General features: G+C 70.8%; 18 protein-coding genes and 1 pseudogene. 13 read left to right on the top strand and 6 right to left on the bottom strand.

The window, feature by feature from the left end:
* Positions 1 to 25 precede the first annotated feature (25 nt).
* Both ACFYXH_RS29170 and ACFYXH_RS29165 read right to left on the bottom strand, forming a co-directional pair.
* Complete coding sequence (locus tag ACFYXH_RS29170; RefSeq protein ID WP_389568945.1) at positions 26 to 1825, bottom strand: AMP-dependent synthetase/ligase; 1800 nt, start codon at positions 1823 to 1825, stop codon at positions 26 to 28.
* A gap of 230 nt (positions 1826 to 2055) precedes the next feature.
* Positions 2056 to 3555: an MFS transporter gene (locus ACFYXH_RS29165; protein WP_389568943.1), complete on the bottom strand. Its 1500-nt coding sequence runs from the start codon at positions 3553 to 3555 to the stop codon at positions 2056 to 2058.
* A 115-nt stretch (positions 3556 to 3670) separates the two neighbouring features.
* On the opposite strand from ACFYXH_RS29165, the gene ACFYXH_RS29160 reads away from it, so the two are divergent.
* On the top strand, positions 3671 to 4651 hold the full coding sequence (locus ACFYXH_RS29160) for an Lrp/AsnC family transcriptional regulator (RefSeq protein ID WP_389568941.1): 981 nt from the start codon (positions 3671 to 3673) through the stop codon (positions 4649 to 4651).
* Between the two features lie 45 nt (positions 4652 to 4696).
* Here ACFYXH_RS29160 and ACFYXH_RS29155 read toward each other — a convergent pair whose 3' ends face one another.
* On the bottom strand, positions 4697 to 5623 hold the full coding sequence (locus ACFYXH_RS29155) for a LysR substrate-binding domain-containing protein (RefSeq protein ID WP_389568938.1): 927 nt from the start codon (positions 5621 to 5623) through the stop codon (positions 4697 to 4699).
* Positions 5624 to 5771: 148 nt separating this feature from the next.
* On the opposite strand from ACFYXH_RS29155, the gene ACFYXH_RS29150 reads away from it, so the two are divergent.
* Positions 5772 to 6809, top strand: coding sequence for a bile acid:sodium symporter family protein (locus tag ACFYXH_RS29150; protein ID WP_389568935.1), 1038 nt, complete (start codon positions 5772 to 5774; stop codon positions 6807 to 6809).
* A gap of 75 nt (positions 6810 to 6884) precedes the next feature.
* Here the strand turns inward: ACFYXH_RS29150 and ACFYXH_RS29145 are convergent, their stop codons facing one another.
* Complete coding sequence (locus ACFYXH_RS29145) at positions 6885 to 7811, bottom strand: zinc-binding alcohol dehydrogenase family protein (RefSeq protein WP_389568934.1); 927 nt, start codon at positions 7809 to 7811, stop codon at positions 6885 to 6887.
* Positions 7812 to 7897: 86 nt separating this feature from the next.
* Here ACFYXH_RS29145 and ACFYXH_RS29140 point away from each other — a divergent pair, with 86 nt between their 5' ends.
* From ACFYXH_RS29140 to ACFYXH_RS29120, 5 genes are all read left to right on the top strand, one after another.
* Complete coding sequence (locus ACFYXH_RS29140) at positions 7898 to 8350, top strand: MarR family winged helix-turn-helix transcriptional regulator (protein WP_389568932.1); 453 nt, start codon at positions 7898 to 7900, stop codon at positions 8348 to 8350.
* A gap of 12 nt (positions 8351 to 8362) precedes the next feature.
* Complete coding sequence (locus ACFYXH_RS29135; RefSeq protein ID WP_389568929.1) at positions 8363 to 8785, top strand: (2Fe-2S) ferredoxin domain-containing protein; 423 nt, start codon at positions 8363 to 8365, stop codon at positions 8783 to 8785.
* A gap of 198 nt (positions 8786 to 8983) precedes the next feature.
* Complete coding sequence (locus tag ACFYXH_RS29130) at positions 8984 to 10348, top strand: PP2C family protein-serine/threonine phosphatase (RefSeq protein WP_389568927.1); 1365 nt, start codon at positions 8984 to 8986, stop codon at positions 10346 to 10348.
* A 314-nt stretch (positions 10349 to 10662) separates the two neighbouring features.
* Positions 10663 to 12564, top strand: a complete 1902-nt coding sequence (locus ACFYXH_RS29125) for a LamG-like jellyroll fold domain-containing protein (protein WP_389568924.1) — start codon at positions 10663 to 10665, stop codon at positions 12562 to 12564.
* Positions 12565 to 12591: 27 nt separating this feature from the next.
* Positions 12592 to 14283, top strand: a complete 1692-nt coding sequence (locus ACFYXH_RS29120; protein ID WP_389568921.1) for a PHP domain-containing protein — start codon at positions 12592 to 12594, stop codon at positions 14281 to 14283.
* Between the two features lie 109 nt (positions 14284 to 14392).
* Here the strand turns inward: ACFYXH_RS29120 and fdhD are convergent, their stop codons facing one another.
* Entirely contained in the window at positions 14393 to 15232 is an 840-nt protein-coding gene (gene fdhD / locus ACFYXH_RS29115; protein ID WP_389569310.1) for a formate dehydrogenase accessory sulfurtransferase FdhD, read from the bottom strand.
* A 5-nt stretch (positions 15233 to 15237) separates the two neighbouring features.
* Positions 15238 to 15486, bottom strand: a pseudogene (locus tag ACFYXH_RS29110) (Fe-S-binding domain-containing protein); the annotation flags it as partial.
* A gap of 245 nt (positions 15487 to 15731) precedes the next feature.
* On the opposite strand from ACFYXH_RS29110, the gene ACFYXH_RS29105 reads away from it, so the two are divergent.
* The 6 genes from ACFYXH_RS29105 to ACFYXH_RS29080 all read left to right on the top strand — a co-directional run bounded on the left by ACFYXH_RS29105 (position 15732) and on the right by ACFYXH_RS29080 (position 22259).
* Positions 15732 to 16679, top strand: a complete 948-nt coding sequence (locus ACFYXH_RS29105) for a beta-ketoacyl-ACP synthase III (protein WP_327327040.1) — start codon at positions 15732 to 15734, stop codon at positions 16677 to 16679.
* Positions 16680 to 16800: 121 nt separating this feature from the next.
* Entirely contained in the window at positions 16801 to 17277 is a 477-nt protein-coding gene (locus ACFYXH_RS29100) for an NUDIX domain-containing protein (RefSeq protein ID WP_389568918.1), read from the top strand.
* An 88-nt stretch (positions 17278 to 17365) separates the two neighbouring features.
* The gene (locus ACFYXH_RS29095) at positions 17366 to 18046 is read left to right on the top strand and encodes a GntR family transcriptional regulator (RefSeq protein WP_389568915.1); all 681 of its coding nucleotides are present in this window, start codon (positions 17366 to 17368) and stop codon (positions 18044 to 18046) included.
* A gap of 293 nt (positions 18047 to 18339) precedes the next feature.
* Positions 18340 to 19521, top strand: a complete 1182-nt coding sequence (locus ACFYXH_RS29090) for an ROK family protein (RefSeq protein ID WP_389568912.1) — start codon at positions 18340 to 18342, stop codon at positions 19519 to 19521.
* Positions 19522 to 19704: 183 nt separating this feature from the next.
* On the top strand, positions 19705 to 21228 hold the full coding sequence (locus ACFYXH_RS29085) for a sugar ABC transporter ATP-binding protein (protein WP_389568909.1): 1524 nt from the start codon (positions 19705 to 19707) through the stop codon (positions 21226 to 21228).
* Positions 21225 to 22259, top strand: coding sequence for an ABC transporter permease (locus tag ACFYXH_RS29080; protein ID WP_389568906.1), 1035 nt, complete (start codon positions 21225 to 21227; stop codon positions 22257 to 22259). Before ACFYXH_RS29085 ends, ACFYXH_RS29080 begins: the two co-directional genes overlap by 4 nt.
* Positions 22260 to 22285: the final 26 nt, after the last annotated feature.

Here is a 22285-nt window from a genome sequence, read left to right as displayed (position 1 = left end):
CCGCGAGAGGTCCGAAGAGATCACGTCAGCGGTAGAGGGCGTCCACCTCGACCGCGTACGCCGCCTCGATCGCCTTCCGCTTGAGCTTGAGCGAAGGGGTGAGCAGCCCGTGCTCCTCGCTGAAGGGATGCGCCAGGATCCGGAACGTACGGATCGACTCGGCCTTCGACACCAGGGTGTTGGCGGCCACCACCGCCCGCCGGACCTCCGTCTCCAGCTCCGGGTTGCGCACCAGCTCGGCCGCCGGGAGCGGCGGCTTGCCCTGCATCGCCAGCCAGTGGTCGACGGCCTCCTGGTCGACGGTGACCAGTGCCGCGATATACGGCCGGTCGTTGCCGACGACGATGCACTGCGACACGAGCGGATGGTTGCGTACCCGCTCCTCCAGGCCCGCGGGCGAGACGCTCTTGCCGCCCGAGGTCACCAGGATCTCCTTCTTCCGCCCGGTGATCGTCAGATAGCCGTCCTCGTCGAGCGCTCCGAGGTCCCCGGTGGCCAGCCAGCCGTCGTGCAGGACGGCGTCGGTGGACTTCGGGTCGCCGAGATACCCGGAGAAGACATGGGCGCCGTGCAGCCACACCTCGCCGTCCTCCGCGATGTGCACCGTGGTGCCGGGGATCGGCTGACCGACCGTGCCGTACCGGGTGCGCTCGGGCGGGTTGGCCGTCGCCGCGGCGGTCGTCTCGGTGAGTCCGTACCCCTCGAAGACAGTGACGCCCGCGCCTTCGAAGAAGAGGCCGAGCCGCCGGTCCATGCCCGAGCCGCCGGACATCGCGTGCCGTACGCGGCCGCCCATCGCGTCGCGGACCTTCCCGTACACGACCTTTTCGAAGAACTGGTGCTGCAGCCGAAGCCCGGCGGAGGGCCCGGGGCCGAGTCCGAAGGCCCGGTGCTCGACGGCTTCCGCGTACTTCACCGCCACCTCGACGGCCTTGCCGAAGGGGCCCGCCTTGCCGTCGGCCTCGGCCCTGCGGCGCGCGGCGTTGAAGACCTTCTCGAAGATGTACGGCACGGCCAGGATGAAGGTCGGCCGGAACGCGGCCAGGTCGGGAATGAGCGCGCTCGCCTGCATCACCGGCTGATGGCCGAGTTTGACCCGGCCGCGTACGGCCGCGACCTCGACCATCCGCCCGAAGACGTGCGAGAGGGGGAGGAAGAGCAGTGTGGAGGCCTCGTCGCCCGGCCGCGAGTGGAAGACCGGCTCCCACCGGTCGATCATGGTGTCGCTCTCGAACATGAAGTTGGCGTGGGTGAGCACACAGCCCTTGGGACGGCCGGTGGTGCCCGAGGTGTAGATGATGGTGGCGATGGAGTCGGGGGTCACCGCCCGCCGGTGCCGGTGCACAACCTCGTCGTCGATGTGCGCGCCCGCCTGGACCAGTTCGGCCACCGCGCCGGCGTTCAGCTGCCAGAGCCGCTTCAGCTGCGGCAGCCGGTCGATCACCGAGCCGATGGTCATGGCGTGGTCCTCGTGCTCCACCATGCAGGCCGTGACCCCGGAGTCGTGCAGCATCCAGAAGACCTGCTCGGCGGAGGAGGTGGGGTAGACCGGCACGGACTGGGCGCCGACCGTCCACAGCGCGAAGTCGAACAGCGTCCACTCGTAGCGCGTACGACACATCAGCGCGACGCGGTCCCCGAACCGCACACCGTGCGCGAGCAGCCCCTTGGCCAGCGCCAGCACCTCGTCACGGAACTGGGCGGAGGTGACGTCCTGCCATTGGTCGGCATCGTCCTTGCGGCCGAGCGCGATCCGGTCAGGGTCGTCCAGGGCATGGTCGAAGACCACATCCGCCAGTCCGCCGACCTGAGGCGCCGCGGCCATGGGTGGGACAGTGAACTCGCGCAATGGCCTGCTCCTTGTGGCGCTCCGCACAGCGCCGTGACGCTACCCCACGCCGCCGCCGGGCGGGAGAGGCTTGTGGAAGTGTGGACGAATGGCATCACCACAGGTCAGCCATAGATATCCAGCCACAAGAAGGAGCGCTCGGGCGCGGTTCTGACCTCAGAGTCAGAATGCCGCGCCCGAATCTCCACCGAATCTGTACGGTGCGCTCACCGGCGCTCTACGGGTACCGGGGTTTTGGTCTGGACCAGTCCCGCCGGAGCGGTGGAGGCCCGCACCCACACCAGCACCGCTAGGCCGGCCAGCAGTCCGGCGATCCCCGCGGCGACCGCGGCGGTGTTCAGCCCCGAGGCGAAGGCCGCGCGCAGCACCTCATCCGTCGCCGTACCGCGCAGCGCACCGGCACCGCCGCCCGCGAGCGTGTGCGCCGCGTCCGCGGCTCCATCGACGCCGGCGGCATCCAGCGACCGGGTCATCCGGGCGGCGGCGATCGTACCGAAGATCGCGACGCCGAGCGCGAAGCCGAGCTGGCGGAAGGTATTGACCGCGCCGCCCGCCATGCCGGCGTTCCGCTGCGGTACGGAAGCCAGCGCAGCGCCCGCGAGTCCGGGCGAGACCAGACCCACGCCGACACCCGACACGGCGAGCCCGGCCGTCAGGGCTGCCCAGCCCGAATCCGCGTCCAGCACGGCCTGCGCCAGCGTGCCGCCGCCGATGAGCAGCAGCCCGCCCCCGATCACCCACCGGTGCGGGGCGCCGTGCAGCAGCCGGCCGGACGCCGCGGCCACCACGAACGCCGTGGCGGCGAGCGGCAGCAGCGCGAGACCGGCCCGGACCGGGCTCATGCCGAGCACCGTCTGCAGCCAGATCGAGATGTACGGCATGACACCGAAGGCAGCCGCGTTGTACGCCAGACCCGCCGCCATCACGGCCATGAACGACGGCCGCCCGAACAGCGACAGATCGATCAGCGGATCGGCGACGCGGCGCTCCACCGCGACGAAGGCGGCGAGCGCGACAGCCGCCACGGCAAACGTCGCGCCGGTCCGCGCCGACGCCCAGCCCTCCTCGCCGGCCCGCACCACCGCGTACGTCGTGGCCCCGGCGAACAGCGCGAAGGCCGCCGTACCGGCCCAGTCGACCCGCCGCGTTCCCCGCTCGGAGGGCCGTATCGCGCGGAGCGTCAGCCAGATCGCCGCCACGCTCACCGGCAGATTGATGAAGAAGATCCACCGCCAGCCCAGGCTCTGCGTGAGCACTCCGCCGAGTACGGGCCCGAGCGCCGCGGCCGCCCCGCTGACCGCGCCCCACACCCCGAGGGCCAGGGACCGGTCCCTGCCCTCGTACGCCGCGCTGAGCAGCGACAGGGTGGTGGCGAACATCGCGGCCGCGCCGAGCCCCTGGACGCCGCGCATCGTGATCAGCGCGACCGGTCCCGAGGCCAGCCCGCAGCCCAGCGACGCCGCGGCGAACAGCGCCGTGCCCGCCACATACATCCGGCGTCGCCCGATCACATCGGCCGCCGCCCCGGCGCCGAGCAGCAGCGCCGCCAGCACCAGCGCATAGATGTCGATCACCCACTGGAGATCGGTGAGCGAGGCATCCAGCGCGCCCGCCATGTCGGGCAGCGCGACGATCACCACCGTCACATCGAGCAGCAGCATGAATGTCCCCAGACAGACCGCGGTCAACGGTCCCCACTTGTGCATTGACGTCCTCCGTCGGTATCGGTTCGCTACGCGTCGTACGATCGAGGAAGCGCCCCTGATCCGGCAGTCAGCGCGCGTTCGCCGCCGGAATCCGACACGAGGAGTGTGTGCCGCGGTGGAATCCCACCCCCCGGACGCGCTTGACCTGCAGTTGCTGCATGCCCTGGACACCGACGGACGGGCCTCCTTCAGCCGCATCGCCGCCGTGCTGGGCGTCTCCGACCAGACGGTCGCCCGCCGATTCCGGCGGCTGCGTGCCGAGTTCGGTGTACGTGTCGTCGCCGTCCGCGACGTCGAACGCCTCGGCCAGGAGCAGTGGATGCTGCGGCTGCGCTGCACCCCCGACGCCGCCGACTCCATCGCCCGCGCCCTCGCACGCCGCCCCGACACCGCCTGGATCGGCCTCACTTCGGGCGGTACGGAGGTGGTCGGCATGACGCGGATGCGCACCCGCGGCGAACACGACGACCTGCTCCTCGGCAAGCTCCCGCGCACCCCGAGCATCGTCGAGATCCGCGCCCACCAGCTGCTGCACGGTTTCTACGGCGGCCCCTCGGGCTGGCTGGGCAAGAGACGCGCGCTCACCCCCGACCAGGTCGATGCCCTGCGCCCGGTGTTCGGCGAGGCACCGACCCCGGAGGGTGGGACGCGCATCACCGCCGACGACGAACCGCTGGTCGCCGCGCTCGAAGGCGACGGCCGGGCGAGCTTCGCCGAACTGCAGGCGGCCACCGGCCGCTCGGAGTCCGCCGTACGCCGCAGGCTCGACCAACTCCTGCGCTCGGGCGCGCTCTTCATCGACGTGCAGTTCGACTCGGGCGCCTTCGGCTTCGGCACCAGGGCCCTGCTGTGGATCACCGCGGCCCCTTCGGCGATGGATGCCGTCGGCCGAGCGCTCGCCACCCATCCGGAAGTGGCCTTCGCCGCCGCGACGGCCGGCCACTGCAATCTGGTGGCGGTCATCGTCTGCCGCGACACGGCCTCCGTCTACCGCTACTTGAACGAGGATCTGGGCCGTCTCGAGGGCGTGCAGCATGTGGAGTGCGCGCCGGTGCTGCGGACGGTGAAACAGCTGCGGTACGAGGAGCGCCGCTGAGCGGCTGCCGCCGAGTTCACCGAAGGATCGTGGCGGGCTTCGTGCTCACGGACTGCCTCGGCGACCGGCCGGGCGACTCACCGGGCGACTGGCCGGGCGCCGCGGTCCGGCCGGACGGTGCAGCCGGTCGCCGGCCGCCAGGATGGCCGACGCCAGGGCGTCCGCGGCCTCCTGGGCTGCATCGTGGCGGTGGCCGTGCAGCAGGACGAAGTCCACATCGCCCAGCTCGGGCAGTCCCGCGCGGGCCGGGACCGGGACCAGGCCGGGCGGGATGAGCCCGCGGGTGTGGGCCATCACGCCGAGCCCGGCCTGCGCCGCCGCGATCAGACCGCTCAGGCTGGTACTCGTACACGCGATGCGCCAGGCGCGGCCGTGGAGTTCCAGGACCTCCAGGGCGCGGGCGCGTGTGATGCCCGGAGGCGGGAAGACGATCAGCGGCACCGGGCGGTCCGGGTCCAGCCGCAGCCGAGGTGCGCCGATCCAGGTCAGGGTGTCCTGCCAGACCAGTTCGCCGTGGGTGTCGCCCGCCCGGCGCTTGGCGAGCACCAGATCGAGCCGGCCCGCCTCCAGGCGCTCGTGCAGGGTGCCCGACAACTCGACCGTGAGCTCCAGATCGACCTCGGGGTGGTCGCGGCGGAAGGACTCCAGGATCTCGGGGAGCCGGGTCAGTACGAAGTCCTCGGAGGCCCCGAAGCGGAGCCGTCCGCGCAGCCGGGTGCCCGCGAAGAACGCGGACGCGCGCTCGTGCGCCTGAAGGATTGTGCGGGCGAAGCCGAGCATCGCCTCGCCGTCCTCGGTGAGCTCCACGCTGTGGGTGTCCCGGCTGAACAGCTGGCGCCCGGTCGCGTCCTCCAGGCGGCGCACATGCTGGCTGACCGTCGACTGGCGCAGGCCGAGACGGTGGGCGGCCTGGGTGAAGCTCAGGGTCTGGGCGACCGCCAGGAAGGTACGGAGCTGGGCCGGGTCGTACATACCTCGAGGCTAGCGCGCTATCGCGATTCGTGATGACAGTCAGTGTGGTGTACGGGATTCCCGATCGCGCGGATCAGGAGGACCATGGATCGGGCACGCCTGAACCGGGAGCCACCGGAACGCCCTGAACCGAGAGCACGTGGAGCACATGAGCCGCCGCACGTTGCAGTTGCCGTCCTGGCTGCCGGATCCGTACATCATGGCGCTGCTCGGGACGGTGGTCCTTGCGGCACTGCTTCCGGCGTCGGGGGCGGCGGCCGACGTGGCCGGCGGGGCGTCGACCGGGGCCGTGGCCCTGCTCTTCTTCCTGTACGGCGCGCGGCTGTCGACGCGCGAGGCGCTCGACGGACTCAAGCACTGGCGGCTCCATCTGACGGTGCTGGCCTCGACGTTCCTTCTCTTCCCGCTGCTGGGCCTCGCGGCGAAGGGTCTCGAGCCGCTGGTGCTGACGCCGCAGCTCTACAGCGGCCTGTTGTTCCTGTGCCTGGTGCCGTCGACGATCCAGTCGTCGATCGCCTTCACCTCCATCGCCCGCGGCAATGTGCCGGCGGCGATCTGCGCGGGGTCCTTCTCCAGCCTCGCAGGCATCTTCATGACGCCGCTGCTGGCGGCGCTGCTGCTGGGCGGCAGCGCGGGCGGCTTCTCGGCGGACTCGCTGCTGAAGATCGTGCTGCAGCTGCTGGTGCCGTTCCTCGCGGGGCAGTTGCTGCGGAGGTGGGTCGGCGGCTTCCTGACCCGTCACAAGAAGGCGCTCGGGTACGTCGACCGTGGGTCGATCCTGCTGGTGGTCTACACGGCCTTCAGCGAAGGCATGGTCGCGGGCGTCTGGCACCAGGTGACACCCGTCCGCCTCGGCGCGCTGCTGCTCGTCGAGGCGATGCTGCTCGCGGCGATGCTGGCACTGACGTGGTACGGGTCGAAGCGGCTCGGCTTCGGCCGGGAGGACCGGATCGCGATCCAGTTCGCGGGGTCGAAGAAGAGCCTGGCGGCGGGGCTGCCGATGGCGAGTGTGCTGTTCGGGGCCCATGCGAGCCTGGCCGTGCTGCCGTTGATGCTGTTCCACCAGATGCAGCTGATGGTCTGCGCGGTGCTGGCGAAGCGGCGGGCGCGGGATGTGCCGGTGGGTGGGGCGGTGGCGGGCGAGGCGCGGGTGGCGCGGCCGGAGAAGGCGGGGGCGCGGGGCTGAGGGGGCCCGGGGCGAGGACCCCAAGCCAGCGGCCACCGACGCGGGACCCGGCCCCAAGCGCCCCCGTCCGCAGGCTCACGCCGGAACCAGGACCACCTTGCCCAGGTTCCCCCGGGACTCGATCAGCGCATGGGCCTCCGGCGCCCGGTCCAGCGGGAGTTCCGCCGCAACCCTCGCCTGCACGCGGCCCGACGCGTGCAGCTCCCACAACTCGTCCAGCCACACCGCGTACAGATCCGGTCGCGTTCTCGCGATGCGCGCCATCTGGAAGCCGATCACCGATTTCGCGCCGACCAGCAGGTCGTACGCCTGTACCGTGCCGCCGCCCGAACTGTAGGCGACCAGTCGGCCGCCCGGGGCGAGAGCCGCCAGGGCCGGTGCCAGCAACTCCCCGCCGACGCCGTCCAGCACGACGTCCACCGGCTCGCCCCACGACGCGTCCGCGTATGTCACCACCTCGTCCGCCTCCAGGCCGTACAGGAACTCCGCCTTCTCCGGCGACCCCGACGCCGCGACGACCCGGGCCGCGCCCGACAGTTTCGCGAGCTGGACAGCCAGTTGGCCCACCCCGCTCGCCGCCGCCGTGACCAGTACCGACTCACCCGGCTGTGGCCGCGACGCCTCGTACGCGCCGCGGGCGACCAGACCGCTGCGGACCAGCGCGACCGCGTCCACTGCCGTGGCATGGTCCGGGATACGGGAGGCCATCGACTCGTGGATCACGGCAAGTTCGGCGTATCCGTGCGCGAAACAGAGCCCGGTCACCCGGTCGCCCGGTACGAAGGCGGTCACGCCCTCGCCGACCGCCTCGACCGTGCCCGCCAGCTCGCCGCCCAGCTGCGCCGGCTCTGTGGCCTCGCGCACCTTGCGTACCGTCGGCAGCGTCACGCCGATCGCCTCGGACCGGATCAGCAGTTCGCCGGGGCCCGCGACCGGCGCCGGGACGTCCTCGGTGAACAGGACTTCGGGGCCGCCGTTGACTTCATAGCGAACGCGACGCATGAGCACCCTCCCAGGGATCGTTGGTGATCCCAACGGTACAAGGGATTCATTGGAACCACCAATGGTTTCGGCGTACGCTGCCCCCCATGGCCGACACCCCGCCCGCACCCGCCCGCCTCCGTGCCCTCCCCAGCTGGCTCCTCGGCCGCGCGGCCACCCGGGGCCGCGGTCTCGTCGCCAAGGCTCTCGCCGACGAGGGCATGAAGATGTGGCACCATGCGGTGCTCTCCGCCGTCGTCGAACTCGGTCCGGTCGCCCAGGCCGAGCTCGGCCGCGTGCTGTCCGTCGACCCCAAGGACATGGTCGGCATCCTCAACGACCTCCAGGAGGACGGGCTGGTCAGCCGCGCCCCCGACCCCGCCGACCGGCGCAAGAACGCCATCACCGCCACCACCGCGGGCCGCCGCAAGCTCCGGCGCTGCGAGACCGTCGCCGACCACGCCAACGACGAGCTGCTCGCGGCGCTGACGCCCGCCGAACGTGACCAATTCCTCGCGCTGCTGAGGCGGATCGCGGACCCCGCCGCGCCCTGCGACTGACAAGATCGCCGAGTGACGACGACGTACGCGATACGCCCTTTCGGCGCCCGCCCTTGCACCCTGGTCGTCTGCCGTGGGTGCTGCTGCGGTGACGCCCGGAAGAACCCCGGCACCGACCACGAGGGCCAGTTGGCCAGGCTGCGGGAGGCGACCGCGGCCTCCGACGGCCGGCTCGCGGTCCGTACGAGCGACTGTCTCGGCCCCTGCGGTCAGGCAAATGTGATCGTGGTCCAGCCCTCCACGGAGGGCCGTCGCCGAGGAGCTCGCGCGGCCTGGATCGGCTGGGCCCTGGACGACGACTGCACGGACGACATCCTGGCCTGGGTGCGGGCGGGCGGCCCCGGCCTCGCGGAACTCCCGGCCACGCTCGAACTCCAGACGATCCCGGCCCCGGCGGAAACCCGCCGCCGCGCTCGCACTTCGCGCCGTGCGTAGTGGCTCGACGCGCATTTGCCGGGTAACCGATGTGCGCCGCCGGTCAGCAGTCTCGGCGGGGCGGGATGTCACCACCGGCCGCGGGCCCGCCTGAGCTGCAGCATGGAGTCAGGCCCCCGGCCGCTCCCGGCCGCCCGGCGGGGTTGCGTTCGCTGCGACGGACCGGCGGACCGGCAGACGCGGAAGAGGTGCATGTGCATGGGTGCGAAGTCGCACGGCCACGATGAGCCGACCGAGGCCGTCCATGAGGTGGACCGGGCAGTGCAGCATGCTCTGGACCGGCTGACGCTGCTGACCAACGCCTCAGAGGCGCTGGCCAGCACTCTCGACATCGACGAGGGTCTGCGACGCCTGTGCCGCACGCTGGTGCCGGGCCTCGCGGACTGGTGTGCGGTGGATCTGCTCGACGAGCGCGGCGGCCTGCGCCGGCAGGTGATCGAGCACCGTGAGTCGGATCTGCTGTCACCCGGCCTGTACGAGGGTGAGCTGCCACCCGTGTCCGAGAATTCCGCCGCCGCGGTGGCCCGCGCGTTGCGGGGCGCCGGACCACTACTCGTCACGACTTTCACCGCACCCGCCAATGCGGCCGATCCACTGCACGCCAGGGAACTGGAACTATTCCACCACCTGGGAGCCGACACGGTGGTGATCGCGCCGCTGCGGGCCCGCCGCCAGGTGCTGGGCGCCCTGACCCTGGCACGCACAGCGACAACCGGTGCGCTGGAGGAGGACAGTCTTCCGCTGGCGGAGGACCTTGCACACCGCGTCGCCCTCGCCGTCGAGAACGCACGTCTGCACGCCGAGGTCCAGAACACGGGCGAGCGCATTCAACGTTCCCTGCTGCCCGATCTGCCCTCGAACGGTCCCCTCGAGTTGGCCGCCCGCTACCAGCCCGCCCTGGCCACCTCCCAGGTCGGCGGAGACTGGTACGACTCGTTCGTGCTTCCCGGCGGTGCCATGACCCTCATCATCGGAGACGTCGCGGGCCACGACCTGCAGGCCACCGTGACCATGAGCCATATGCGCAACATGCTGCGCGGCATCGCCAGCGACCGCAAAGAGCCACCGGGCAAGATCATTGGCCGACTGGACGCGGCCATCAGCATCCTCTATCCCCACCAGACCCTGACCTGCATCTACGCACTGCTTGAGAAGTCTGACGCGCATCAGCCGTGGAGGCTGCAATACGCCGCCGCCGGCCATCCCGCTCCGCTGTTGATCACCGCGAAAGGCGATACGCGATTCCTGACCGACGGCCGCAGCATGCTGCTGGGCGTGGATCCCGCCCAACTACGTCCTGACGCCACCGAGGTCCTGCCGTCGAACTCCACCATCCTGTTCTATACCGACGGCCTCATCGAACGACGCACCGAAAACCTCGACCGCGGTGCCGCACGGCTGCGCCAGCACGCCGCCGCCCTCGCTCAGGAACCCCTGGAGTCTTTCTGCGACGAGCTGCTCACCGGCCTCGCACAGGCCGGCAGCGACGATGTAGCACTCATCGCCGTCCGCATCCCCGCGGCCCACGCCGGCGCCGGGCCGGCTTCCGCCACCGCGGAATGAGGTCGGCCTGCAGGGGCACCGCCTGACGGCCGCGCGCTGCCCGGAACAGGATCCGACCGGACCTGACCGGACCGGACCCGACCGGACCCGACCGGACCCGAGCGGATCCGAGCGGATCCGAGCGGCGCGTCCCTCACGACAGGGCAACGTTGCCTGATCCGGCCCCGGCGGGGCCGCCCGGCCGGGCCGTCCGGATCCAGCCACCCGCATTCACGAATTCTTCGCTCAGCTGTCGCCGTTCCGGCGCCGCTGCCGACCATGGCTCCTCGCTACCGTGCACTCGATCACCCCGACGATCGTCCCGCGGAGAGTCCATGTGCAGTCCGCTCCATCAGCCCGACGGCCCGCTCCTCGCCGCCTCCAGCCGTCGAACGTTCCTCCGCGCCACCGGGCTTACAGGCGCCGCGACCGCTGCCGGGGGACTCGGGCTCGGCGCCGCCACGCCCGCCGCGGCCCTGCCTCGTCAGAACACCGGTGACAACGTTGCCAGTTGGCGCCCGGACCCCGACAGCCCCAGATTCACGCTCGTCGTCATGCCGGACACCCAGTACCTCTTCGACGGCGCGAGCATCCGGACCGCGCCCGTCGAGGCCTCGTTGCGCTACATCCTCGACCAAGGGCGCGACGAGAACATCGTCTTCCTGTCCCATCTGGGCGATCTCACCGAGAACGGGCAGCCGGGCGAATTCGGGCCACTGAGCAAGGCCTTCGAGCTCCTGGACCGGCGACGCATCGGCTACAGCGTCGTCGCCGGCAACCACGACATCAAGTCCTCGACCGACGACCAGCGCGGCCGCACCCCGTACCTGGACGCCTTCGGCCCGCAGCGGCTGCGCCGGCTGCCCACCTTCGGCGGGGCCACACCGGACGGCTACAACACGTACCACCTCTTCCGCGCCGCCGGCCGCGAATGGCTGGTGCTCGCGCTCGACTGGCGACCGTCGGCGGCCGGTCTCGCCTGGGCCAAGGACGTCATTGCCAAGCATCCGAAGACGCCGGTCATCCTCACCACCCACGAGATCGTGTACGCGGACAAGTCAGGTGACGAGGCGGACTTCTCACCGCACGGCAAGCACCTCTGGGACGAGCTGATAGCCGGCCACGACCAGATATTCCTCACGCTCAACGGCCACTACTGGCCCGCCGCCCGCACCACCCGCAAGAACGACGCGGGCCGCGACGTGCATCTGCACATCACCAACTATCAGAACCGGTACTACGGCGGCAGCGCGATGATCCGGCTCTACCGCTTCGACCTCGCCAGGAACACCATCGACGTCGAGACGATCTCCCCGTGGATCCTCGGCCGCGCGGGCGAGGACCTCAACGAGCTGGAGCGCCGCGAGATCGAACTGACCGGTCCCGAAGACCTCTTCTCCGTCCCCATCGACTTCGAGAACCGGTTCGCGGGCTTCGCGCCCGTGCCTGCCCGCGGCCCCCGCCCCGCCGCCAAGATGCTCGTCCCCGGCACCCTCGCGTACTGGCGCTTCGACGGCTCGCACCCCGACGGCTCCCCGGCCGACGCCACCCTCCGCGTCCCCGATCTGTCCGGGCACCGCAACGACCTGACGCGGGAGACCGTTCCCGGCAGTCCGGCCGACGCCCTGCGCTGGTCCGACAGTCACCACCCCGACCAGCCCGGACACGGCAGCCTGTACTTCGACGGCGGCAAGCCCCCGCTGCACGGCGCGTATCTGCGTACGGCCAAGGACGCCCCGCTCAACGCCAAGACCTTCCGCTCCGGCTACACCGTCGAGGCCTTCCTCAAGCTCCCCGCCGACTGGGACGCCGGACACCACGCCTGGGGGTCGATCCTCAGCCGCCGCGGCACGCTCGGCGCCGCAGGCAGGACCGGGGGCGACCCGGAAGAGCCCGTCGCCACCCTCTCCCTCTCCGACGGACCCGGCATCCAGTGGGCCGCCGCCCCGCTCAACCAGCCCGGCCTGATCACCAACTGGAGCCATGAGCTGGAGCGCGACAGATGGTGGCATGTCGCCGTCGTCAACGACGGAAAGCACACCACGATGTACGTCGACGGCTGTCAGGTCGCCCGCAACCCCGCCACCCGCACCACCGGAATCGCCGCACTCGGCCTGCCCTGGCTGCTGGGCGCCTATGAGTACGGCGGCACCCTCGACCAGCTGATGCACGGCTGGCTCGGCGACATCCGGATCGTCGAACGCGCCCTGCCCGTACGCGACTTCATGAACGCCTGACCCCTCCGCGCAAAGGAGAAGCACGCCATGCCGAGACCGATACAGCCCCTGCCGCGCTGGGCAGACCCCGACGTACCCGCCGGTTCGCTCGACCCGCAGGGACTCTCGCGGCGCGGACTGCTCCGCAGCGCGGGCCTGTTCGGCGCCACCTTCGCGGGTGGTGCCGCCTTCGCCGGCGGCGCCCTGCTCGCGCCCACCCCGGCCGAGGCGCACACCCCGGCCTCCGGCGACCCGAACCTCGTCTACCTCGTCGGCGACCACCATGTGCACTCGGTCTACAGCCATGACGCGAAGTACACCTTCTCCCAGCTGGCCGGCGCCGCATCGCGGTACGGCCTGGACTGGATGGTCTTCACCGAGCACAGCAACATCGGCCACGCCCGGGCCGGCGGCGCCGAGGCCGAGCACCGCGAGATCCTCAAGGCCCGCGCCGACAACAAGCGCATGCTGATCTTCCAGGGCCTGGAGTGGTACATCCCCGGCGCCGAGCACTGCACGGTCTTCTCACCGCCCGGCCGCCACGAGGCCGAGCTGCTCACCCGCTTCGAGCAGGCCTACGACGGCAAACTCCTCGGCTACACCGCCGGTGGACCCGACCACCCCGACACCCCGCGCAACGAGGCCCATGCCGTCAAGGCGCTCCAATGGCTCGACCAGCAGCGCCGCTGCGGATACGTCGACGACGTCCTCGTCCTCGCCAACCACCCGCTGCGCCTCGGCATCGACTCCCCGCACGAAATGCGAGCCTGGCGGGACGCGGCCCCCGGCATCATGATCGGCATGGAGGGCGCGCCCGGCGCCCAGGCAGGCGCGTTCCCCGGCTGGGCAGGACCGAACAGCATCCGTGGCGAGTACGTCAACAAGCCTTCCGAGAACTCCTGGCCCGGCTACCCGGCAGCGGCCTATGTGACGTACGGCGGCTTCGACTGGGCGACCGCGACCGTCGGCGGCCTGTGGGACGCGATGCTCGCCGAGGGCCGGCTGTTCTCCATCACCACCAACTCGGACGTCCACCGCGTCGCGTACGACACCTGGAAGAACGGCGACTGGCTGCCCGGCCAGAACTTCGACAACATCGGCAGGCTGCCCGACCCGGTCAACACCGCCGAGCCGCAGCCCGGCGGCGACTTCTGGCCCGGCCAGTTCAGCCGTACGCATGTCGGCGTGACCCGTTACGGCTACCGGGACGTGATGGCGGGCCTCAGGGCCGGCCGCGTCTGGGTCGACCACGGTCAGCTCATCGACGGCATCGACGTACGGGTCAACAGGGAGCACGGCATCGGCCGAGGCGTCACTCTCGGCGGGCGGCTGCGCGTACGCCGCGGCGAGAAGATCGTCCTGAATGTCACCGTCACCACCGCATCCCGCCACAACCATCACGGTGAGGTGCCACGCCTCGCCCACCTCGACGTGATCCGTGGCGCCGTACACGGCCCGGTCGCCGACCGCGACGAGTGGCGCGCACCCGACACCCGCGTCGTCCACACCGCGGATGTCGAGGGCCGCGCCGGCCGTTACACGTTGCGGATCCCGGTCGGGAAGGCCGAGGAGTCGTTCTATCTGAGGCTGCGCGGCAGCGACGGCAAGCGCAACGGCCCCGGCTTCCTGGGCGCGGCGATCGACCCGCACGGGCCGATCCCGCACGAGCCCGGCAACGGCGACCCGTGGCTGGACACCTGGTGCTACACCAACCCGGTCTTCGTGGACGTCGTGCACTGAGTGGAGGTCGTGCACCGAGTGGACCTCGTGCACTGAGCTGTCACGGAGGGACCCGGTCGGCGCAGGGGGCGCTCCCGTCGGCCGGGTCCGTATCCCGTGCAGCGCGGCTTCAGACCCCGGTGCTCAGGGCGATGCGCTCGTCGCCCGCGTACACATTCATATTGGCGCCGCGTAGAAAACCGACCAGGGTCAGACCCGTCTCGGCAGCCAGATCTACGGCGAGCGAGGAGGGTGCGGAGACCGCGGCAAGGACCGGGATACCGGCCATCACCGCCTTCTGCGCCAGCTCGAACGACGCCCGTCCCGACACCAGAAGGATCACCCGCGACAGTGGCAGTCTGCCGTCCTGGAGCGCCCGGCCGACGAGCTTGTCGACCGCGTTGTGCCGGCCGACGTCCTCCCGTATGTCGAGCAGTTCGCCGTCCTCCGAGAAGAGCGCGGCGGCGTGCAGGCCCCCGGTCCGGTCGAAGACCCGCTGGGCCGCACGCAGCCGGTCGGGGAGGGCGGCGAGCAGAGCGGGCTCGACGCGGACCGGCGGAGTGTCGGCGATCGGGAAGCGGGCGATGGTGCGAACGGCGTCGAGGCTGGCCTTTCCGCACAGTCCGCAGGACGAGGTGGTGTAGACGTTGCGCTCGAGGGTGATGTCCGGGACCGGCACGCCAGGCGCGAGCTGGACGTCCACCACGTTGTAGGTGTTGGAGCCGTCGGTGGTGGCCCCGGCGCAGTACACGATCGACTGCAGCTCGTCCGCGAAACCGAGCACCCCCTCGCTCACCAGGAAGCCTGCCGCGAGCGCGAAGTCGTCGCCGGGCGTGCGCATGGTGATGGCGAGCGGCTTGCCGTTGAGCCGGATCTCCAGCGGTTCCTCGGCCACGAGAGTGTCGGGACGGGTCGATACCACGCCGTCCCTGATGCGGATCGTGCGGCGGCGCTCGGTGACCCGTCCCATGGCGATCACATCCGATTCTGTACGTGCTGGAAGCCGAAGCGGCCCTTGATGCAGAAGTTGCCATGGGGCACCGGGTTGTCGTGCGGTGAGGTGACCTTGACGAACTCATTCTCCTGCACATGGAGAGCGAGGTTGCAGTCGACGCCGCAGCAGGCACAGATGGTGGTCGTCTCCGTCTGGGCGGACTCGTCCCAGGTCCCGGCCTCGCGCATATCGAATTCGGTCTGGAAGGAGAGCGCGCCGGTCGGGCAGACCGGCCGTCATGCCGGCCTCGGCGCGGCGCGAGCAGGCGGGTGCGAGCGTGCGGGCGCCCTCGACCGAGGGGAGTAAGCGTGACAGGATATTGTCTACAGTATGCCTTCCAGGGGCAAGGGTCGTCGTACTCTTGGGGAAGCTCCAAAGTCTGGGCCCCGAAGCTGTGGGATCACATGCCCCCGTACCGGTTGGTAGCAGCCAAGACTGGGTGGTTCCTGACTTCTGTACGAGGAGAACGCCATCCATGACCGGTTCACGGATCGTCGCGCTCGGGCACTACCAGCCCGCCAAGGTGCTCACCAACGCGGACCTGGCGGCCATGGTCGACACCAGCGACGAGTGGATCCGCAGCCGCGTCGGGATCGAGACCCGGCATGTGGCGGGACCTGATGAGCCGGTCGATGAGCTGGCCGCGCACGCCGGCGCCAAGGCGCTGGCCTCCGCCGGTCTGACGCCCGCCGACATCGATCTCGTGCTGGTGGCCACCTCCACGGCGATCGACCGCTCCCCGAACACGGCGGCCCGGGTCGCGGCCCGTCTCGGCATGGGCTCGCCCGCCGTCATGGACCTCAATGTCGTCTGCGCGGGCTTCACGCACGCGCTCGCCACGGCCGACCACACCGTACGGGCCGGGGCCGCGAGCCGCGCCCTGGTGATCGGCGCCGACAAAATGGCCGACATCACCGACTGGACCGACCGCACCACCTGTGTGCTCGTCGGCGACGGCGCGGGCGCCGCGGTCATCGAGGCGACCAGGCCGGGCGAGGAGCCCGGGATCGGCCCCGTCCTGTGGGGCTCGGTCCCGGAGATGGGCCATGCCGTACGTATCGAAGGCACCCCGCCCCGGTTCGCGCAGGAGGGCCAGTCCGTCTACCGCTGGGCCACCACCCAGCTTCCGCCCATCGCCCGGAAGGTCTGCGAGCGGGCGGGCGTCACCCCGGAGGAGCTCGCCGCGGTCGTCCTGCACCAGGCGAATCTGCGGATCATCGAGCCCGTCGCCCAGAAGATCGGCGCCGTCAACGCCGTGATCGCCCGTGATGTGGTGGAGTCCGGCAACACCTCGGCCGGTTCCATCCCGATGGCGCTCTCCAAGCTCGTCGAGCGCGGCGAGATCGAGTCGGGCGATCCAGTGCTGCTCTTCGGCTTCGGCGGCAATCTCTCGTACGCGGGTCAGGTCATCCGCTGCCCCTGAGCCCTCGGGGTGCTGACGACCGGATGGCGGCGCGCGTATCGGCTGGCGGCACGCATTACCCGCGGCAACGGGGGCGTGCTGCTCGGGCTGACTGTTGCTGAAGCGGGGCAAACTAACCCGCATGACGGCGAAGCGAAGCGCGGGTCTGCTGCTGTTCCGCAGGCGGGGTACGGACATTGAGGTCCTCATCGGCCATATGGGAGGGCCGTTCTGGCAGGCACGTGACGAGGCCGCCTGGTCGGTACCGAAGGGTGAGTACACCCCGGAGGAGGAGCCGATGGCCGCCGCGCGGCGGGAGTTCGAGGAGGAGCTCGGTCTGGCGCCGCCCGACGGCGGCTGGCTGCCGCTCGGCGAAGCCCGCCAGCCCAATGGAAAGATCGTCACCGTCTGGGCGCTCGAGGGCGACCTCGACACGGACCTCGTCGTGCCGGGCACCTTCACCACGGAGTGGCCGCCGGGATCGGGCCGTATGCAGGAGTTCCCGGAGATCGACCGAGCCGAGTGGTTGGGCGTCGAAGCGGCGAGGGAGAAGCTGGTCGCCGGTCAGCGGGTCTTCCTCGACCGGCTGTCCGAGCTCCTTGACTCCTGCCGGAGGTAACCCGGATCCCGGCACAGCAGGGATTGCGCTCGGTAGACTGTAGACAATAGTCAATTGTCGCTCGCCGCTGTTTGCCAGGAGGGGGACCGTGACGTTGTCCGCGGGACTGCCGCAGGGAGCCGTGCCCAAGCTGGAACGACCCGGTCCACTGCGTGAGCGGGTCTACGAGACACTGCTCGAACTGATCACGACCCGCGCACTGCGCCCCGGCCAGCACCTGGTCGAGAGCGAACTCGCCGGCCATCTCGGTGTGTCCCGCCAGCCCGTGCGCGAGGCTCTGCAACGCCTCAACACCGAGGGCTGGGTCGATCTGCGCCCGGCGCAGGGCGCGTTCGTCCATGAGCCGACCGAAGCGGAGGCGGACCAGCTGCTCTCGGTCCGCACGCTTCTGGAGGCGGAGGCCGCCCGGCTGGCCGCCGCGAACTCCGGTTCCGCGGGCATCGCCGCCCTCGAAGAGCTCTGCGCGCAGGGCGAACAGGCCGTCGCGGACGACGACGTGGATCTGGCGGTGGCCACCAACGCCCGCTTCCACGCCAAGGTGATGGAGCTCGCCGGCAATTTCGTCCTGGCCGAGCTGGCCGGACAGGTGGACCGGCGGGTCCGCTGGTACTACACGCCCGTCGCGCGGCAGCGCGGGCGGCAGTCCTGGATCGAGCACCGGGAGCTGATCGCGGCGATCTCGGCCCGCGACGAGCAGCGCGCTACGGAGGTCATGCGGGCGCACACGGAGCACACGCGCGCGACGTACCACCAGCGCGAGCAGCCCTGACCGGGACTCCGCCCCGGACCCCGCTCCTCACGCCGGAGGGGCTGAGTTTCGCCGCCGAGGCTGGAAATCCAAGCCCGTCCGTCGATTGAGGACACGCCCGAAGGGCTTACGGGGGTCTGGGGCGCAGCCCCTCACTCGGCCCAGTCTCCACGGGCGATCAGACCTTTGTCCCGAGTGTGGAGAAAGTCGTACCGGAACTCTGCGCAAGTTCTTCCCAGTTGGGCAAAGCGCTGCTACGTTCCCCTCGAAAGACCGACGGAGGCCGATCAGGCGGGGAGGGGCATGTGAGACGTATGACCGCTCGACCCGCGAACGCGCACCAGGCGCGACTGCTCAGGCTGCTGCGCGACGGCGGGCCCAACTCCCGAGCCCAGCTCGGCGATCAGGTCGATCTGTCGCGCTCCAAGCTCGCCGTGGAGGTCGACCGTCTCCTGGAGACCGGACTCGTGGTCGCGGACGGTCTGGCCGCCTCGCGCGGCGGGCGCCGCTCGCACAACATCCGGCTCGCACCCGCGCTCCGCTTCCTCGGCGTCGACATCGGCGCCACCTCGATCGATGTGGCCGTCACCAACGCCGAGCTCGAGGTGCTCGGCCATCTCAACCACCCGATGGATGTACGCGAGGGCCCGGTCGCCGTTTTCGAGCAGGTGCTGTCGATGGCGGCCAAGCTCAGGGCCTCCGGACTCGCCGAAGGCTTCGACGGCGCGGGCATCGGCGTCCCCGGACCGGTCCGCTTCCCCGAAGGTGTGCCGGTCGCGCCCCCGATCATGCCGGGCTGGGACGGTTTCCCGGTGCGCGAGGCACTCAGCCAGGACCTCGGCTGCCCGGTCATGGTCGACAACGACGTGAACCTGATGGCGATGGGGGAGCAGCACGCGGGCGTCGCGCGCTCCGTGGGCGACTTCCTCTGCGTCAAGATCGGTACGGGCATCGGCTGCGGCATTGTCGTCGGCGGCGAGGTCTACCGCGGTACGACCGGCAGCGCCGGCGACATCGGTCATATCCAGGTCGAAGCGGACGGCCGCGCCTGCGCCTGCGGCAACAAGGGGTGCCTGGAGGCCCACTTCAGCGGTGCCGCGCTGGCCCGTGACGCCGAGGACGCGGCGCGCACCGGCCGGTCGGAGGAGCTCGCCGCCCGGCTGGAGACCGCCGGGAGGCTCACCGCCGTCGATGTGGCCGCCGCCGCGGCCGCCGGCGACGCCACCTCGCTCGATCTCATCCGTGAGGGCGGCAACCGCGTAGGCCAGGTCATCGCCGGACTCGTCAGCTTCTTCAACCCGGGTCTCGTGGTGATCGGCGGCGGAGTGACCGGCCTCGGCCACACGCTGCTGGCCAGCGTACGTACCCAGGTCTACCGGCAGTCACTGCCGCTGGCCACCGGCAACCTCCCCATCGTGCTGGGCGAGTTGGGGCCGACCGCCGGAGTGATCGGCGCGGCCCGGCTCATCAGCGACCACCTGTTCTCGCCGGCCTGACCGGGCCGGTCGATCGCACGACGCCAGACGCGCCGCAAGGCGCGAGCACCACCAGCACCACCAGCGCCGCCGGCACTGCAAGGCGCGAGCACCACCAGCGCCGCCGGCACCACGAGTGCCACCGCACTGCATGACCATCGCGCCCTGCCCGCTCACCGGCCGCACCCGCCGAGGGGATTTGTCATGGCACCAGAACCACCCCTGCTCACCATGTCCGGTATCACCAAGTCGTTCCCGGGCGTCCGCGCCCTCGACGGCGTGGACCTGGAGGTCCAGGCCGGCGAGGTCCACTGCCTCCTCGGCCAGAACGGCGCCGGCAAATCCACCCTGATCAAAGTGCTCGCCGGAGCCCATCAGCCGGACGGCGGACAGATCACCTGGCGCGGCGGAGCGGTCTCCCTCAAATCGCCCATCGCCGCCATGCGGCTCGGCATCGCCACCATCTACCAGGAGCTCGACCTGGTGGAAGGACTCTCGGTCGCCGAGAACGTCTTCCTCGGACACGAGCCGACAGCGGCCGGATTCGTCGTACGGGGCAGGGAGGCCCGCTCGACAACGGCCAAGCTGCTGAAGCGACTTGGCCACTCCGAGATCGAACCCGCCCGCCGCGTCGGCGACCTCTCGGCCGCGCAGCAGCAGATCGTCTCCATGGCCCGCGCCCTCTCCCACGAGGTACGCCTCATCGTCATGGACGAGCCCTCGGCAGCCCTCGACCCCGACGAGGTCGACAACCTCTTCCGTATCGTCGGCGACCTGACCGCCGACGGGGTCGCCGTCGTCTACATCTCCCACCGACTCGAGGAGATCCGGCGCATCGGCGACCGCGTGACCGTACTCAAGGACGGCCGGGCGGTCGCCGTCGGACTGCCCGCCAAGTCGACGCCGACTCGCGAGGTCGTCGCGCTGATGACCGGACGGAACGTCGAATACGTCTTCCCCGAGCGGCCCGCAGGCGACCGCCCGGGGATCCGCGAACCGGTCCTGCGGGTCGAAGGACTGGCCAGGGACGGGGAGTTCGCGCCCGTCGACCTGGAACTGCGGCCCGGTGAGATCGTCGGGCTCGCCGGACTCGTCGGCTCGGGACGCTCCGAGATCCTGGAGACGATCTACGGCGCCCGCAGGCCCAGCGCGGGCCGCGTTCTCGTCGACGGCAGCCCCCTGCGCCCCGGCAGCGTCCGGGCTGCCGTCCGCGCCGGAGTCGGACTCGCCCCCGAGGAGCGCAAGGCGCAGGGGCTGCTGATGCTGGAGTCCGTCACCCGCAATGTCTCGGTCTCCACGCTCTCCCGCTTCTCCCGGGGCGGCTGGCTCGACCGCAAGGAGGAGCGCAGGGCGGCGCAGCAGGCGACCAGGGAACTCTCCCTGCGACCCGACAACCCCGACGCCCGTATCCGTACGCTCTCCGGCGGCAACCAGCAGAAGGCCGTGCTCGCCCGCTGGCTGCTGCGCGGCTGCCGGGTGCTGCTGCTCGACGAGCCCACCCGCGGTGTCGACGTCGGCGCACGCGCCGAGCTCTACGCCGTGATCCGCCGGCTGGCCGACGAAGGCCTCGCCGTACTCCTCGTATCCAGCGAAGTGCCCGAAGTGCTGGGCCTCGCCGACCGGGTGCTGGTGCTCCGCGAGGGCAGCGTGGTGCACACGGCCGACGCCCGGGAGCTCGATGAGCACCGCGTACTCGACCTTGTGATGGAAGGGAGCCCGACGGCATGACGCAGCCAGTCTCTCCGGCGCAGCGGGACGCGCCGATACCCACCGCCAAGTCCGCACCGGACAAAGGGAGTTGGCGTCGACCGCTCGGACTGCGCGCCGATGTCCGCAATCTCTCGCTGCTCGGCGTCCTCGCCGTCCTGATCGCCGTCGGCGGCATCACCAAGCCGGATGAATTCCTCGATACGAGCAACCTTCAACTCGTGCTGACCCAGGCCTCGATCATCGGCGTGGTCACCGTCGGCATGACCTTTGTGATCACCAGCGGCGGCATCGACCTGTCGGTCGGCGCGATCGTCGCGCTCGCCTCGGTATGGGCGACAACGTTGGCAACACAGGAGTACGGCTTCGCAGGCATCCTCTTCACCGCGGTCGTCGTCGGGCTGGGCTGCGGTCTGGTGAACGGTCTGCTCATCGCGTACGGCGGGATGGTGCCGTTCATCGCGACCCTCGCCATGCTCGCCTCCGCCCGCGGACTCGCCCTCCAGATCACGGGCGGCAAGACGCAGATGGTCACCGTCAACTCCGTACTCGACCTCGGTATCAAGGACGCCTACATCCTCGGCATCCCTCCGCTGGTGCTGGTCTTCACGGCGGTGACGGTTGTCGGCTGGCTGCTGCTGAACCGTACGACCTTCGGACGGCGCGCCGTCGCCGTCGGCGGCAACGCCGAAGCCGCCCGCCTCGCCGGCATCGATGTACGGCGGCAGCGGCTCTATCTGTATCTGCTCTCCGGACTGTGCTGTGGAATCGCCGCCTTCATGCTGATCGTCCTCGCCGGATCCGGACAGAACACCAACGGCAATCTCTACGAACTCGACGCCATCGCCGCGGCGATCATCGGCGGCACGCTGCTCAGCGGCGGCCGCGGCACCATCGTCGGCTCGGTCCTCGGCGTCCTCGTCTTCACCACCATCACCAATATCTTCGCCCTCAACAACCTGGAGAGCGCCGTCCAGCAGATCGCCAAGGGCGCGATCATCGTCGCCGCGGTTCTGGTCCAGCACCGCACGCTGCGAGGCGGGGAGGCCTGACCCGGCCGGCCGCCCCTCCCGCTTCC

The sequence above is a fragment of the Streptomyces sp. NPDC002730 genome, assembly GCF_042888805.1.
In the GTDB taxonomy this organism is placed as follows: domain Bacteria; phylum Actinomycetota; class Actinomycetes; order Streptomycetales; family Streptomycetaceae; genus Streptomyces.
The sequence above is the reverse complement of the archived record's forward strand: the minus strand, read 5'-3'. Positions and strand labels throughout refer to the sequence as shown.